This window comes from Pleomorphomonas sp. PLEO (assembly GCF_041320595.1).
In the GTDB taxonomy this organism is placed as follows: Bacteria; Pseudomonadota; Alphaproteobacteria; order Rhizobiales; family Pleomorphomonadaceae; genus Pleomorphomonas.
Map to the genome: position 1 here is coordinate 891372 of NZ_CP166625.1, position 14966 is coordinate 906337.

General features: G+C 65.2%; 10 protein-coding genes. 5 read left to right on the top strand and 5 right to left on the bottom strand.

The window, feature by feature from the left end; genetic code table 11:
• Positions 1-46: 46 nt before the first annotated feature.
• Positions 47-973, bottom strand: coding sequence for a polyprenyl synthetase family protein (locus AB6N07_RS03915; RefSeq protein WP_370676503.1), 927 nt, complete (start codon positions 971-973; stop codon positions 47-49).
• Between the two features lie 68 nt (positions 974-1041).
• Positions 1042-1548, bottom strand: a complete 507-nt coding sequence (locus AB6N07_RS03920; protein ID WP_370676504.1) for an Lrp/AsnC ligand binding domain-containing protein — start codon at positions 1546-1548, stop codon at positions 1042-1044.
• 171 nt (positions 1549-1719) lie between these two features.
• Between AB6N07_RS03920 and putA the strand changes: the two genes are divergently transcribed.
• The 3 genes from putA to rpmF all read left to right on the top strand — a co-directional run bounded on the left by putA (position 1720) and on the right by rpmF (position 6380).
• Positions 1720-4836: a bifunctional proline dehydrogenase/L-glutamate gamma-semialdehyde dehydrogenase PutA gene (putA, locus tag AB6N07_RS03925; protein ID WP_370676505.1), complete on the top strand. Its 3117-nt coding sequence runs from the start codon at positions 1720-1722 to the stop codon at positions 4834-4836.
• Between the two features lie 428 nt (positions 4837-5264).
• On the top strand, positions 5265-6008 hold the full coding sequence (gene mtgA / locus AB6N07_RS03930; RefSeq protein ID WP_370676506.1) for a monofunctional biosynthetic peptidoglycan transglycosylase: 744 nt from the start codon (positions 5265-5267) through the stop codon (positions 6006-6008).
• Between the two features lie 189 nt (positions 6009-6197).
• A complete protein-coding gene (gene rpmF, locus AB6N07_RS03935) occupies positions 6198-6380 on the top strand; it encodes a 50S ribosomal protein L32 (protein WP_026790708.1) in 183 nt (60 codons plus the stop codon).
• Between the two features lie 167 nt (positions 6381-6547).
• Here rpmF and AB6N07_RS03940 read toward each other — a convergent pair whose 3' ends face one another.
• A complete protein-coding gene (locus AB6N07_RS03940) occupies positions 6548-6937 on the bottom strand; it encodes a hypothetical protein (protein WP_370676507.1) in 390 nt (129 codons plus the stop codon).
• A 245-nt stretch (positions 6938-7182) separates the two neighbouring features.
• On the opposite strand from AB6N07_RS03940, the gene AB6N07_RS03945 reads away from it, so the two are divergent.
• Positions 7183-8934 carry an EAL domain-containing protein gene (locus AB6N07_RS03945; RefSeq protein ID WP_370676508.1) on the top strand — a complete coding sequence of 584 codons (1752 nt, stop codon included), beginning with the start codon at positions 7183-7185 and terminating at the stop codon, positions 8932-8934.
• 20 nt (positions 8935-8954) lie between these two features.
• Here AB6N07_RS03945 and phaR read toward each other — a convergent pair whose 3' ends face one another.
• Positions 8955-9521, bottom strand: a complete 567-nt coding sequence (phaR, locus tag AB6N07_RS03950; RefSeq protein ID WP_370676509.1) for a polyhydroxyalkanoate synthesis repressor PhaR — start codon at positions 9519-9521, stop codon at positions 8955-8957.
• A 241-nt stretch (positions 9522-9762) separates the two neighbouring features.
• Between phaR and AB6N07_RS03955 the strand changes: the two genes are divergently transcribed.
• Positions 9763-12711: an AsmA-like C-terminal region-containing protein gene (locus AB6N07_RS03955; protein WP_370676510.1), complete on the top strand. Its 2949-nt coding sequence runs from the start codon at positions 9763-9765 to the stop codon at positions 12709-12711.
• 9 nt (positions 12712-12720) lie between these two features.
• Here AB6N07_RS03955 and AB6N07_RS03960 read toward each other — a convergent pair whose 3' ends face one another.
• Positions 12721-14961 carry a heavy metal translocating P-type ATPase gene (locus tag AB6N07_RS03960; RefSeq protein WP_370676511.1) on the bottom strand — a complete coding sequence of 747 codons (2241 nt, stop codon included), beginning with the start codon at positions 14959-14961 and terminating at the stop codon, positions 12721-12723.
• Positions 14962-14966 lie beyond the last annotated feature (5 nt).

A 14966-nucleotide genomic window follows, 5' to 3' on the forward strand; every position in this document is an offset into this window, starting at 1 on the left:
GCCGATATCAGGCGGATGCAAATGTCGGAGTCGAACCACTAGAAGATCAGCGGCGCCTGTCTGCGACGAAGCGGGCGGTGGCGGCGAGCGTTTCGGAACGCGCGCCCCAGGGAGCGAGCAGGTCCGTGGCTTCAGTGACGAGCCGGTCGAGTTCGGCACGCACGGCATCAACACCGAGACGCGCCACCAGCGTGCCCTTGCCGTGAGCGGCGTCCTTGGCCACCGCCTTGCCCATCTCGCTTTCGGTGGCCGTGACGTCGAGCAGGTCGTCGGCGAGCTGGAAGGCGAGACCGATGATGTCGCCGAAACGCCCGAAACGGCGAACTTCCTGTTCATTGCCGTCGCCGAGCCGAGCGCCCATGACCGTGGCGGCGCGGATCAACGCACCGGTCTTCATTGCCTGCAGTTGGCGGATGCTGGCTTCGTCCGGCGCTTCGCCGTCGCCAAAGCGTCCTTCCGCTGCCAGGTCGAGCATCTGGCCGCCAACCATGCCACCCAGGCCGCCAGCGCGGGCGAGATCGAGCACCAGTGCTGCTCGTAACGTCGGGTCGGTGTAGCAAGTGGGATCGGCGAGGAGGTCGAAGGCAAGTGTCAGGAGGGCATCGCCGGCGAGAATGGCCGTCGCTTCGTCATAGGCCACGTGCACGGTTGGGCGGCCACGCCGGAGCGTGTCGTCGTCCATGGCTGGAAGGTCGTCGTGGACCAGCGAATAGCAATGAAGACATTCGATGGCCGCTGCCGCCGGCATCAGCGTTTCGACCGTCAAACCAGGATTGAGAAGGCGGGCGACCTCAGTCAGCAGGAATGGCCGTAGGCGCTTGCCGCCGGCAAGAACGGCGTGGCGCATGGCGGCAAGAAGCCGAGCCGGCCGAACGATTTCGCCGGGGCGAGGGTTCGCATCGAGACGCGCCGTGAGGCCGGCTTCCAGCAGGTCGGCAAAATCGGCAAGGGCTGTGTCGAAGGCGGTGGTCATCGGCACTCCGGTCGGAAATGGACGGCCGTTGTGGTAGCTCCGGGCCGGCATGCGGGTCAAGGCGGGGCTCATACCGGTAGCACGGTTGTGTTCTTCACCTCTTCCATCACCGGGTAGGTATGGGTCTCGCGTACGCCCGGCAGCGTCATCAGCACCTCGGACAGGAATTCACGATAGGCTTCCATGTCCCGGACGCGTGCCTTGACGAGATAATCGAAGCCGCCGGCGATCAGGTGGCATTCGAGCACTTCCGGTGCCTTCTTCACCGCCGCGGCGAAGGTGGTGAACACCTCGGGGTTCATGCGATCGAGCTTGATCTCGACGAACACCAGAAGGCCGCGCTGGAGATGCAGGGGATCGAGGCGCGCCGTATAACCGAGGATGAATCCATCGCGCGACAGTCGTTTGACTCGCTCGGCGGTAGCCGTCGCAGACATGCCGATCTTCTCGGCGAGTTCCAGATTGGTGACGCGGCCATCTTCTTGAAGTGCGGCGAGGATCCGGCGATCGATGCGATCGAGGCCGGGAATATCTTTGCTGTGGTGAGAACGATCACCGCCCGCCGCTGACGCCATCGCAAATCCCCAAGACAGATCAATCTGGAAAATTCACGGAAACAAACGGTTCATTCCGCGAATAGCGCCGATTCTATACCTCAATAAGGAGAGTGTCACCGAAAGCCTGCTGGTATCCTGCGGATTATAACAAAAGCCGCCCTCAGAAGGTGGCAACCTTCCGGAGATCAGATGTCCGCAGCTTCTTCAGAGCCCCTCCGGGCTCCGTGTTTTTCGCCGCCCTATGCGGAAGACGAGACTGTCGTGGTCCGCCGCCTCCTGGCGGCCCGGGTCGAGGATCCAGACGCGCGCGGGCGCGTCGATGCGTATGCCAGCCGTCTCATCAAGGCGATCCGTAACGGCAAGTCGGCCATCGGCGGCGTTGAGGATTTCCTGAAAGCCTATTCGCTGACGACGCGCGAGGGCCTGGCCATCATGGTGATGGCCGAGGCGCTGCTCCGCGTGCCCGATGGAGCGACTGCCGACAAGCTGATCGAGGACAAGCTCGCTTCGGCCGCCTTCGGCTTCCACGGCAAGGGCGAGGACCCCTGGCTGGTGGCGGCCTCCGGCTGGGCGCTCGGCGTGACGACGCGCGTGCTCCAGCCGGGCGAAACTCCTGAGAATGTCCTGACCGGCCTCGTCAAGCGTCTGGGCATGCCGCCGGTGCGCGCCGCCACGCGGCAGGCGATGAAGATCATGGGCCACCAGTTCGTACTGGGCACTTCGATCGAAGCCGCCTTGTCCCGTGCTCGCGGTCTGGCCGGCAAGGGCTATCGCCACTCCTACGATATGCTTGGCGAGGGCGCCCGCACAGCCGCCGATGCGGAACGGTACTTTGCCGACTACGCCATGGCGATCGAAGCGATCGGCCGGTCGGCCGGCTCCGAGGCGCTGCCGGCCCGGCCGGGCATTTCGGTCAAGCTGTCGGCGCTGCATCCGCGCTACGAGGCGCTGAACGGCGCGCGTGTTATGGCCGAGCTCGTGCCAAGGCTGCTCGAACTGTCGCGGGCGGCGAAGGCCTACGATCTCAACCTCACCGTCGACGCCGAAGAAGCCGATCGGTTGAAGCTGTCTCTCGAGGTGATCGCCACTGTCACCAGCGATCCGTCGCTTGCCGGGTGGGATGGGTTCGGCCTTGCCGTGCAGGCCTACCAGAAGCGGGCGCCGGCGGTGATCGACCATATGATCGATCTTGCCGAAAGCCTGAATCGTCGCTTCATGGTGCGTCTCGTCAAGGGTGCCTATTGGGACACCGAGATGAAGCGGGGACAGGAACGGGGTCTTGACGATTATCCCCTCTTCACCCGCAAAGCCTCCACCGACCTGTCCTATCTCGTCTGCGCCGAGAAGATGCTCAAAGCGCGGCCGCGCCTCTACCCGCAATTCGCGACGCACAATGCGCTGACGGTGGCCGAGGTTTCGGAGATTGCCGGTACCAACCGGCATTTCGAATTCCAGCGGCTGCACGGCATGGGCGATACGCTCTACCGTGAGGTCACCGAGAGGGATGGTCAGCCGTGCCGCATTTATGCGCCGGTCGGTGGCCACAAGGATCTTCTCGCCTATCTCGTTCGCCGCCTTCTGGAAAATGGCGCCAACTCATCCTTTGTCGCCGCTGTCGGCGACTCCAAAGTGGAGATATCGACCTTGCTGAAGCGTCCCGCCGACGTATTGGCTGGCGGCGACCGCGCCCGTCACGCCCGTATTCCGTTGCCTGCCGATCTGTTCGGCGATCGCCGCAATTCCCGCGGCGTGGAGCTTGCCGACGAACAGGCGCTGGAACCTCTGCTGACCGCCATCGCGGCTGCCGGCAGCGATTTCGGGACCGCCGCTTCGATCATCGACGGCATGGATGCGACTGGACCTCAGCGCGTTCTCCTGTCGCCGATCGATGGCAAGACGGAGATCGGTCGGGCCGTCGATGCAGATGCCGAAACGGCAAAGCAGGCGGTCGCCTCGACTGTCGCCGGCTTCCGTTCGTGGTCTGAAACGCCGGCCCAGACGCGCGCCGCCGCGCTGGAGCGGGCGGCCGACCTTCTTGAGGATCGGCTTCCGGCTTTTCTCGCCGTGCTGGCGCTCGAGGCGGGCAAGACGTTGGCCGATGGCGTCGCCGAGGTGCGCGAGGCGGTCGACTTCTGCCGCTACTACGCCAGCGAGGCGCGGCGCCTGTTCCAAGTGCCAGTCGCCATGCCCGGTCCGACCGGCGAGGAAAACAGGCTCAGCTATCGCGGTCGTGGCGTGTTCGCGGCCATTGCTCCCTGGAACTTCCCGCTGGCGATTTTCGTCGGCCAGACAGCAGCGGCGCTGGCCGCCGGCAATGTGGTGGTGGCAAAGCCCGCCGAGCAGACGCCGCTTGTCGGTGCCATGATGGTGCGTCTGCTGCATGAGGCTGGCGTACCAACCTCGGCACTGGCTCTGCTGGTCGGCGACGGCGCGGCCGGCGCGGCGCTGGTTGCCGATCCGCGCATCGCCGGCGTCGCCTTTACCGGCTCGACCGATACCGCTTTCGCCATCAACAGGGCGCTTGCCGCCAAGCGTGGGCCGATCGTGCCGCTGATCGCCGAAACCGGTGGCCTCAACGCCATGATCGTCGACGCCACGGCGCTCGGCGAGCAGGTGACCGACGACGTCGTCACCTCGGCCTTCCGCTCGGCTGGTCAGCGCTGTTCGGCGCTGCGCCTGCTGTTCGTGCAGGAGGATGTCGCCGATCACATGGTCGCCCTGATCAAAGGGGCGGCGGCTGAACTCAAGGTCGGCGATCCCAGGCGGCCGGACACCGACGTCGGCCCGATCATCGATCGTGAGCAAGCCGAAAAGCTCGCCGTTCACGTGGCGGCTTGGCAAGGCAAGGGTGGCGTGCTGTTTTCCGGCCAGATACCTGGGGGCTTGCTGGCCGGCGGCACCTATTTCGCGCCTGCGCTCATCGAGCTACCCGAGGCTGTGGCCCTCGATCGGGAAGTGTTCGGCCCGGTGCTGCACATCGTCCGCTACAAGGCAAAAGACCTCGACAGGGTGATCGAGGATATCGCGGCGAGCGGCTATGGCCTGACGCTCGGCATTCATTCGCGGATCGAGACGACGGTGAAGCGCATCGTCGATCGGTTGCCGATCGGCAATGTCTACGTCAATCGCAACATGATCGGAGCGGTGGTCGGCTCGCAGCCCTTCGGGGGCTCGGGGCTCTCTGGCACCGGCCCCAAGGCGGGCGGCCCCAACTATCTTACCCGCTTCGCGCTGGAGCAGGTGGTCTCCGTCAACACGGCGGCGGCCGGCGGCAATGCGACGCTGGTTGCCATGGGCGACGACTGACAAGAAAAACGAGAGCGGAGTTCGGAAAGGTCGGGGCGTGAGTCCCGGTCTTTCCGAACACTTTCGACCGGTCGTGACGCGCGCCGGGGCACAGCGCAAAAAAACAGGCCGGGGTTACCGGCCTGAGTTCTGGGAGGAAAGCTGGAGAGCCACGTGGATCAGGAGGAAGACCCAGACGGAAGACCGACGAAGCAGCGCTCACAAGTAAAAGGTCTCACGTTGCCTCAATTCGCGCCATGCTAAATTTGGGGCATCTCTGTATAATTTGTGAGCATTTGCCGCATTGGTCGGCTTTTTGAGGCTTTGTCGCTGGGAAAATGAGGCTCGGGTGGTTTTGCCGTCGCAGCGACGGACGCTTCCCGTTGGCTTTTCCCCTGTTTGCCCGGCCAGCCCCGTTGGTTTATGAGAAAACGGACAGGCGGGTGGGCATGAGCGATCTCAGCGAGGCGGTAGCCGACGGCGAGCCGGTGGCGGACGACGAGGAGGCGGCGGCTGTGAGGCGAGCTGGCTGGCGGATGTGGCTCAAGCGGCTTTCCGTCGCCGCCGCGGTGGTGGTCGTTCTGCCCTTCGTTCTGGTGCCGATTTATCTGTTCGCTCGGCCCGTTTCGACGCTGATGGTGTGGGACCTTCTGACCTTCCAGGGTTACAGCCGCGATTGGGTCGATCTCGACGATATCGCGCCCAGCATGAAGCAGGCTGTGGTTATGAGCGAGGATGGGCAATTCTGCTTCCACGACGGTGTCGACTGGACGCAGCTTCGCTCGGTCCTGAGCCGTAACGGCGGTCCCAATCGTGGCGCCAGCACCATCACCATGCAGACGGTGAAGAACGTCTTCCTGTGGCCGTCGCGCTCCTACCTCCGCAAGGGCCTCGAAATTCCGCTCGCTCTCTATGCCGATTTCGTCTGGTCAAAGCGGCGAACGCTGGAAATTTACCTCAACATCGCCGAGCTCGGTCCCAACGTTTACGGTGTCGAGGCGGCGGCCCATTATTACTTCAAGAAGTCGGCCTCGAAGCTGAGCCGGCGCGAGGCGGCGCTGATCGCTGCCGCCCTGCCCAATCCGGCCATCCGAAACCCCTTGAAGCCGAGTCGAGCGCAAAAGACGCTGTCGCGCATCATTGAGCTTCGCGTCAATCAGTCCGGCGCCTATGTCGAGTGTCTTGCTCCGTGATGAATGGTTGCCCCATCTGTCGTCTCTCCATCGGGATTGCGACGGAGAGGCCACTTTTTTCCCGGCAGGCACTGGCAAAGTGGCGCGCCAGTCTGTATAAGGCCGCATCTTTAGGAACGAGCGCCCGCGCGCCCGAACGGTGGGCCATTGCGGTTCCCCCTTTACGAGCGGGCGATGGAGTAGAAGACAATGGCAGTTCCCAAGCGAAAGACCTCGCCGTCCAAGCGGGGCATGCGTCGGTCTCACGATGCGCTGAAGCAGCCGACCTACGTCGAAGACAAGACCTCGGGCGAGCTGCGTCGTCCCCACCACGTCGATCTCAAGACCGGCATGTACCGCGGCCGCCAGATTCTGGCGCCCAAGGAAGCCTGATAAACAGATTTGCTCGGCCGTCCACGACGGCCGGGATATCGACCTGAAAAGAGCCGGTGCATCGCGCCGGCCTTTTTGTTTTTGTGTGATGGGTCGATGAAGGCCTGCGTTGTGGACGGCGCAACGCTCTCCCGCGGCTCCAGGCGAAATCGGCTCCTGCTTGCCGCTCAGTATTCGGCGGTGCCGAAGAATCCCGGCTCTAGCTCGGTGACGCGGCGATAGCCATCGCGATAGAGCGCATCGGCGCGGGCGACGATCAGCGCCGGATCGCGACGGACGCGGCGCTCGCCGGTGCCCGCGTCGCCGAGACCAAGGGCGGCGAGTTGAGCGACGAAGGGCGCCGAGGCGGGGTTGCCCGTGGCCGTCGTAGACGAACGGCGACGGAGTGTTTCGTCCCGCTGTTCGGCTTGGAGATCGAGAATGGCGAACTGTTGGCGCTCACCGCTGGCCGACGAGCCTTCGATTGCCTCAACATAACGACCGGAAGCGCGGTGCGCCGCCCTTTGGAGGCTCTGGCTGCCGACGCTTTCGCCGATAGAGCCGACCGATCCGATCATTATCGTAGGCCTTTCAAGGGGCTGTGCCGTTTCGGCACAGAGTGAACCGACGTCAGGAATACGGAGCAACCATCGCGCCACCTTCAAGAATGGTTAAGAAAAGGTTAATGCGCAAGACCACCAGCCGAAAATACGTCGGTGGGCCAGCCGTTTCAGAGATGCGTCGATGGCGAATGATAAAAATCGCGGGTTCACGTGAGAGGGGCGTTGCGGTAGGTGTTCCAAAACGACGAGGACGGCGGCAGATGGATGACGATCTCGTTTCTTCGGATGGGCACGGGCTGGACAGGGACACGGTCAGCGCGGCCATGGCCGCGGCGGGTGTCGCTGCCTATGAGCACGACTATGCCGAAGACCGCTTGCGCTGGTCGCCGAATGCCGGCGAGGTGTTCGATCTTCCGCCCTATGAGGTGCCGCTCTCCGGCCGGGCGCTCCATCGCTTGATCGGGCCGCAAGCGGCGACGCTACGGCTCGCCGCGACGCCACCGCCCGTGCTGTCCGCCGACCGGATCGGTCCCGACTACCGGCTCGTCTATGACTTGATGCCGCGTGGCGGCAAGCCGCAGAGCGTGCGCATCGAAGAAAGCGGCAGCTGGTTCGGTCCGGCTGATCAACCGGCGCTCGGCGCACGCGGCACGGTGCGTGTGCTGCCGCGTGGCGGCGAAACGGTGGCACCGGCTCGTCTTTACGGGCCGGATCGCCGGCTCGACCGTGACGAGCTACTCCAGAGCCTTGACGATCGGCTGAAATCGCTTGAGGCGGATGGGGGCTCGGCGGTGTTCTTGATCCTCGCCGTGCTCGACATCGGCCGGATTAACGCCAATTTCGGCTATGAGGCCGGGGACCGGGTGATCGACGTCGCCGGCGAGCGGATCCTGCGCCGGATGCGGCAAGGTGATATTTTCGGGTCGTTTTCCGGGCATAAATTCGGCGCCATCCTCAACGACTGCGACGAGCACGCGCTGATCATCGCCACCGAGCGCTTCCGCGACGCGGTGCGTGACGAGGCGATCGATTGCGATGGCGCCGCCGTGCGCGCCGATATCGCTATCGGCGCCGTCATGCTGCCGCAGCACGCGCTGTCCGGCGCCATGGCGGCCAATCGAGCCGAGGAGGCGCTCGGCGATGCCCGGCGCGACCTAGATCGCCATATCACTCTGTATGAACCTTCGGCTGCTCGCGATGCTCTCCGCCGCCGCAACGTCGAAGTCGCCGAGGCGATCCAGCGCGGCCTTGCCGAGGAACGCTTCGTCCTGGCCTATCAGCCGATCGCCCGCGCGGACGATCGGGCGGTGATTTACTACGAGGCGCTCAGCCGGCTGGCGCTGCCGTCGGGAGAGATCGTCTCCGGCGGCCCCTATGTGGAGGCGGCGGAAAAGCTCGGTCTCATCCGGCGGCTCGACATGCGGGCGCTGACGCTGGTGATGGCCGATCTCCAGGCGTCGCCGTTGCTTAAGCTCTCCGTCAACGTATCGCCGGAAACGCTGGCCGACCCGGCTTGGCTCAGCATGTTGCTGGCCGGTGCCCGCCGTGATGGCGATGCGCTGAAAAGGCTGACCATCGAAATCACCGAAACGGCGGCTCTGTCGCGTATCGACGATCTCAGGCACATGGTGGCGACGGTACGCGATATCGGCTGCCGCATCGCCATCGATGACTTCGGCTCCGGTCACACCTCGCTGAGGATGCTGCGCGACATCAAGCCGGACTGGCTGAAAATCGACGGCGCTTTCATCCGCGATATCGGTCGCGATGCCGACGCCGTCGTATTCGTCAGGGCGCTCACCACGCTCGCCAGTCATTTCGGCATCCGTACCGTTGCCGAATTCGTGCAGGACGAAGCGTCGGCGACCTTGCTTGCCGAACTCGGCATCTCCGCCTTCCAGGGGCGGCTTATCGGCGAGCCGCGTTTGCGGGCCGGACCCGGCGCGGCGCTGGTCGAAGGGCTTGATGACGACACCTGTCTGCGTGGACCGCTCGTCGTCGCTCCCGCCTGATCCGGCCTATTGGTGTTGAGTTATTCGGTTTCCGGTGCCAGCCGATCAAGCCGCCGCCGCATGGCCGTGAGCTCGTCGCGCAATGCGTCGATATCGGCGGTGCGGCTTTCGGCCGGGCTTGCCGGTGCGTCGGGCGTTTCGCCGGGCAGGACGGCGCGCACCGCCCGCTCGAAGGATTCGGCGTTGAGCCGTACCTGCTCGCCGAGCTTCTCGCTGAGAGTGGAAGCGCCCAGCGCCTCGCCGGCTATGCCGCGCATCTTGCCCTGCTCGCGCGCGAACTGGCCGATGGAATACTCCAGGAAGGCAGGCACCATGGCCTGCAGCTCGTCGCCATAAAAACGGATGAGCTGTCGCAGAAAATTGACGGGCAGCAGATGCGGTCCCCGCGTCTCTTCCTCGAGAATGATCTGTGTCAGAACCTCGTGGGTAATGTCCGCGTCGCTTTTGGCGTCGATGACGACGAAATCGGTGTTGGCCCGCACCATGGAGGCGAGATCCTGCAGCGTGACATAGCTGGAGGTGCCGGTGTCATAGAGCCGCCGGTTGGCGTATTTTCGAATGACAGTGCCCTGCTTCGCCCTGGACATGGGGAGCCTCTTGCCGCGTCGCCGCGCCCGATCGCGGCGCGACCAGCATAGGAGAAATGGTGCGACGCAGCCAAGTCTTTTGCTCTGCACTTATTCCTTTTGCGCTGCGGCAAAACGCTTCGCCCTTCGGATAGCCGGAGAAGCGTGCCAAAGCCCGAAAGGACTGGTATTGTAGAAACTTGCATCGCTTTTCGGAGGAAGTGCGATGCGTGCCTAACAGGCATCGAGGGATCGGGGAGGCATGGTTCGCGTCGTCACGGCCTTGTCGGGGCTGGTGTTGGTCGTCCTGGCGTTGCGCCTGGCGATGGCGCCGCTCTTTCCTCTCGACAAGTTCGTTGCGCCGGCCATCACCGCCTTCGAGGCCGAGACGGGCACGGTGGTCAAGATCGGCGATGCCGATCTTGAGTTGCTGCCAACGCCGCGTGTCGTCGCCTCCGATGTCGAGATCGAGCTACCGGACAGCCTCGGCAAAGTGCATGCCGATAAACTCCTGCTTGATCTCAACCCGTTGCCATTCCTGTCCGGTTCGGCCGAACTCGGCAGCGTGACGGTCGAGCGTCCGGTGCTGCGTCTTTCTCTTGGAGGCGGTGACCTCGACCCGGCCAAAGTGATCGGCGCGCTGGCCAATCTGGCTCGCCGGGCGACCAACAGGCATTTCCTGGCCACGGGCGGGCAGCTTGTCCTTTCGGTTGGTGGGGTGGAGGCTGCTCTTGACGATGTCACGGCTTCAGCCGCCCGCGCCGATGGCGGTGATCGCCTCATTCTCAAGGCTATGTTTCACGGCACGCCGGTATCCCTGACAATGGAAACCGGTTCTGCCGGCGCCGCTCGGGTGCAATTCACCACGCCGGCTCTCAATCTCGGCCTCGATGGGGGGCTCGCGGGGGGAGGCTTTGCCGGTCGCCTCGATCTGTCGGTGCCGGATGCCGCGGCCCTTGGTGGACCCTTGGCGGCGGCCCCTGGGCCGATCCAGCTCAACGGCGCCATGACGCTGTCGTCAGACCGGGCCGAAATGGTCGATGCCTCGACCACCGCCTTCGGCGGCAATGGACGGTTGTCGGCCGCCCTCGACCTCAGCGCCCCGCGGGTTTCTCTCGATCTCCACGCCGATTTCAAGCGACTACCGTCCAATTCCCTGGCGATTCTGGCTGCCCTTGCAACACATTTCGGGTTCGATCCCGTTGAGGGCCATGCCCCTATTGACGCCGGGCTCGACCTGAAAGTCGCTGAACTGGCGCTTCCCGATGGCGATATACGGAATGTTCGTCTCACCGCCGTCGACCGCGATGGACGCATCGGTGCGCTGTTCGACGGCATGGCGGGCGGCGGCACGCTGTCGGGCCGGCTCGACCTCGTTCCTGACGGCGACGGTCGGCGTCTTGGTGCGTCCTTCGCATTGAAGAACGTCGCGGTCGTTGATGTCGCAGCGTTTGCCGGGCTTGCCGCCTCGCCGCTCACCGGACGCATCGCCGCCGATCTCCGCTTGTCGGCCCATGGCCGGTCGGCGGACGAACTGGCGGCAACGCTTGCCGTGGATGGCTCCGGTCAACTTCGTGAGGGGCATCTCGGCAAACTGTCGCTCATGAGTGGGGTCGCGCTGCCGGTCTTGACCGGTCTTTCCGCCGATCTGTCGATCATTGGTCTCGACAAACCGGCCCGGTTCACCGCCCAAGGCACCGCGCCGTCGGGCGTCATCAGGCTGGAAGCGACAGCCGCGCCACGCCGGTTGATCGAAGGTGGCGCCGCGCCGCTCGAGATTCGGGTCGAAGGGCCGATGCTGTCCGCCGGCTTTGAGGGGGGACTGGATCCGATCGTATTTTCGGCAAGCGGCAGTCTGACGCTGACAAGTCGTCATTTGGCGGCACTCGCCGGTGTCGCCGGCTTGCCGGACATTGCTTCGCTGGACGGCAAACTCGAAGCCGGCCCGGGACGCATGACGTTGTCCGATGCGCGGCTGATGCTTGGTGACGGCGCCTTTGGGGGGCAGCTCGATCTGTCGACCGTCGGCGAGCGCGGTCGTCTCACCGGTCGTCTCACCGGCGATATGGTCGATGTTGCCGCTGTGGCCGGTGCGTTCGGCGATATGCTGTCCGTAGCCGGCGGGCAACTGGTGGCCGCCATCGATGCCGATCTGCGGATCGAGGCGGGGCGTCTCGTCGCCGGCCCGGTGGTGGCGGCAGGTGGTCCTGTCGATCTTCATCTTGGCGATAAGGGAGCCGAGATCGGACTTCCCCAGCTGGCGCTCGGTGGCGGCAGGGGTTCGGCAACCTTGATCGTCAAAGCGGGCGATCGGCCTCGTTTCGTCCTCAAGGGCGCACTCGAGGGTGCACGTTTGGCCAGTCTTGCGCCGCTTGTCGGGACCATTGCCGACGGCGAGTTCAGTCTATTGGCCGATGTCAGTGCCGAGGGAAAGAAGCGGGCCGATCTCTTCAAGTCAGCCACCGGCACGGCCGATTTTTCCGTTGCGCACGGTGTTCTCAACGGCTTCGACCCGGTCGCTTTGATCGGCCGGCTGGCGCACGCCGTGCAGACCGGCTTTGGGGCCGACCCGGGGCGCGTCGGTTTTGACAAGCTGTCCGGCCATGTGAAATTTGCCAGGGGCAGCGCGACGAGCGACGACCTAGCTTTCGCGGCCGGGGATCTTCAGCTGTCCGGTTCCGGTAGTCTCGGCCTTGCGAACGGTGCTCTCGATCTGCGGCTCAAGCCGAAAATGAAGGGGTATCCCGATTTTGAGGTTCCGGTGGCGATGATCGGCCCGTTCTCCTCGCCGCGCCTCTATCCCAACCTTCCAGGCCTAGTGGACGATCCCGCCTCGGGGTATGCGCGCCTTGCCACCATGGCGGGCGGCTTTGCTCGCTTGCTCGTGGGCGAAGAAGCGGCACCCAAGCTCGAAACCGTCGGGCCGGACGCGATGACGTCGATGATCGACAAGCTGGCCGAGACGCCGAAGCCGGTGGAGGCACCCGTCGCTCCGGTTGCGTCTCCAGGACTGGCCGCACCCTTGCCGTTGTCTCGTCCGCCCGGTCTTGTGTCGGTATCGCAGCAGGCACAGACCGTTTCCCGTCCGTCCGCTCTCACCGGTGGGCCGCTCGACCTTGGGGCGCTCGGACGGACGCCTGGCAAGGTGGCGCCAGCTATTGCTCGGGACACTCAGTGTCGTCCGGGGCGAGACGGGCGCTGCATTCCGTAATGGCGTGTTTCAGCCTTTCGCAGGTCCGACCGGTGGCAGCTTCGGCGTCCAGCGAGTGAGCAGGCCGGCGTTGGTCACCACCGAGACCGAGCTCATGGCCATGGCGGCGCCGGCTAGCGCCGGGGTCAGCAGCCCGAAGGCGGCGAGCGGGATGCCGATGATGTTGTAGATAAAGGCCCAGAACAGGTTCTGGTGGATTTTTCGCGATGTGGCGGCGGCGATGTCAAAGGCGGCGGCGACAAGCCGGGGATCGGGCCGCATCAATGTGATGCCGGCCGTTTCCATGGCGACGTCGGTGCCGGACCCCATGGCGATGCCGACATCGGCGGCGGCGAGGGCCGGTGCGTCGTTGACGCCATCGCCGACCATGGCGAGGCGGCCGCCAGCGGCGCGCAGGCTCACAACTTCGGCGGCTTTGCCTTCGGGCAGTACGTCGGCCCGCCAGTCGTCGAGGCCGGCGGCACCGGCGATGGCACGGGCGGCCGGCGGCCGGTCTCCGGTGAGCAGCAGCGTACGGATGCCGCGCTGGCGCAGCTCGGTGACAGCGGCCGGCGCTTCTGGGCGCAGTGCGTCGGCATAACCGAACAGCCCAATGGCCCGGCCGCTCTCGGCGACATAGGCGAGCGTCATTTCGGGCCGGAGGCGACCGAGACCGGCCCGGTCGATATCGGCATGGTCGATGCCATGCTCGTCCAGAAGGGCGGCGGTGCCGATCAACACGTCGACGCCACCGACACGGGCTGCGAGACCTTTGCCCGGGATTGCCTTGACGTCTTCGGCGGCGAGTGGGGTGGCGCCGTCCGCCGTCGCACGGGATAAAGTGGCGCGGGCGAGGGGGTGCTCGGAACCGGCCTGGGCGCCCGCCGACACTGCCAGCAACCGGACTGGCTCGATGCCATCGGCCACCACGAGTTCCTGAAGCTCCGGGTGCCCTACGGTGAGCGTGCCGGTCTTGTCGAACACAACGGTGCCGATGTGGGCGGCACGCTCGAGCACCTCGATGTCTTTGATGAGGATACCGGCGCGGGCGGCGGCGCCCGTTCCGGCGACGAGGGCGGTCGGCGTGGCGAGGCCAAGAGCGCAGGGACAGGCAATGACCAGGACGGCGACGGCGGCGGCGAGCGCTTGTTCCAGTGTACCGCCAAAAGCGAGCCAGAGCACGAAGGCGGCGGCGGCAATCGCCACCACCGTCGGAACGAAGACAGCCGCGATGCGATCGACGAGGCGCTGTACCGGCGCCTTGCCGGACTGGGCATTTTCGACAAGGCGGGTAATGCGCCCCAGCGTCGACTCTTCGCCGACGGCACCGACCTCGACGGTGATGGCGCCCTCGCCGTTAACGGCGCCGGTGACCACTGGTTCGCCGGCTGCTCGCCGCACCGGCATGCTCTCGCCGGTAATGACCGCTTCGTCGAAATGGCTCTCGCCGGTCAGGATGCGCCCGTCGACCGGTACGCGCTCGCCAGGGCGGATCAACACCCGGTCGCCGGGCAGGATGCCGGTTACCGGCACGACAGTCTGGCTGCCGTCCTCGGCGAGCTTTGTCGCCGTTTCCGGACGGAGTGCCATCAGCGAGCGCACCGCGCGGGTGGTAGACGCTTTGGCGCGTTCTTCCAGGAATTTGCCCAGGAGAACCAACGTCAGCACGACGGCTGATGCCTCGAAATAAAGATGCTCCTCCACCATGTGGTGGACGGTTGCCATCATATAGACCGAAAAGCCCCAGGCGGCGGTGGTGCCGAGCGATACCAGCACGTCCATGTTGGCGCCGCCACCCCGAAGGGCGTTCCAGGCCCCGCGATAAAAGCGGCGGCCGGCCAGGATCTGCACGGACGTGGCGAGCACGAGTTGGATATAGGCCGGCAGGATGTGGCCGAAGCCGGCCATCATCACCACCATGGCAATGACGAAGGGGAGCGTCAGCAGGGCGCAGGCCGCCAGCAGCCAGGCGGTGCGGCGGCGGGCCGTGGCGGCCTCGGCTTCGCGCGTCTCCCGTTCGGCACGGGCGACGACCGGATCGTCGGATCTCAACGTTGCCGAAAAGCCGGCTCGGTCGACGGCGGCGGTAATGGCCTCGGGAGTCACCGCCGGCTCGACCGCGATGTCAGCGCGCTCAAGAGCGAGATTGACGCGGGCGTCGAGGATGCCGGGCGTCTTCTTCAGCACGCGCTCGAGACGGGCCGAGCAGGCGGCGCAGGTCATGCCGCGGATGTCGAAGGAGCGGACGGAGCTTTCGGCGGTTTCGGTCATATGTC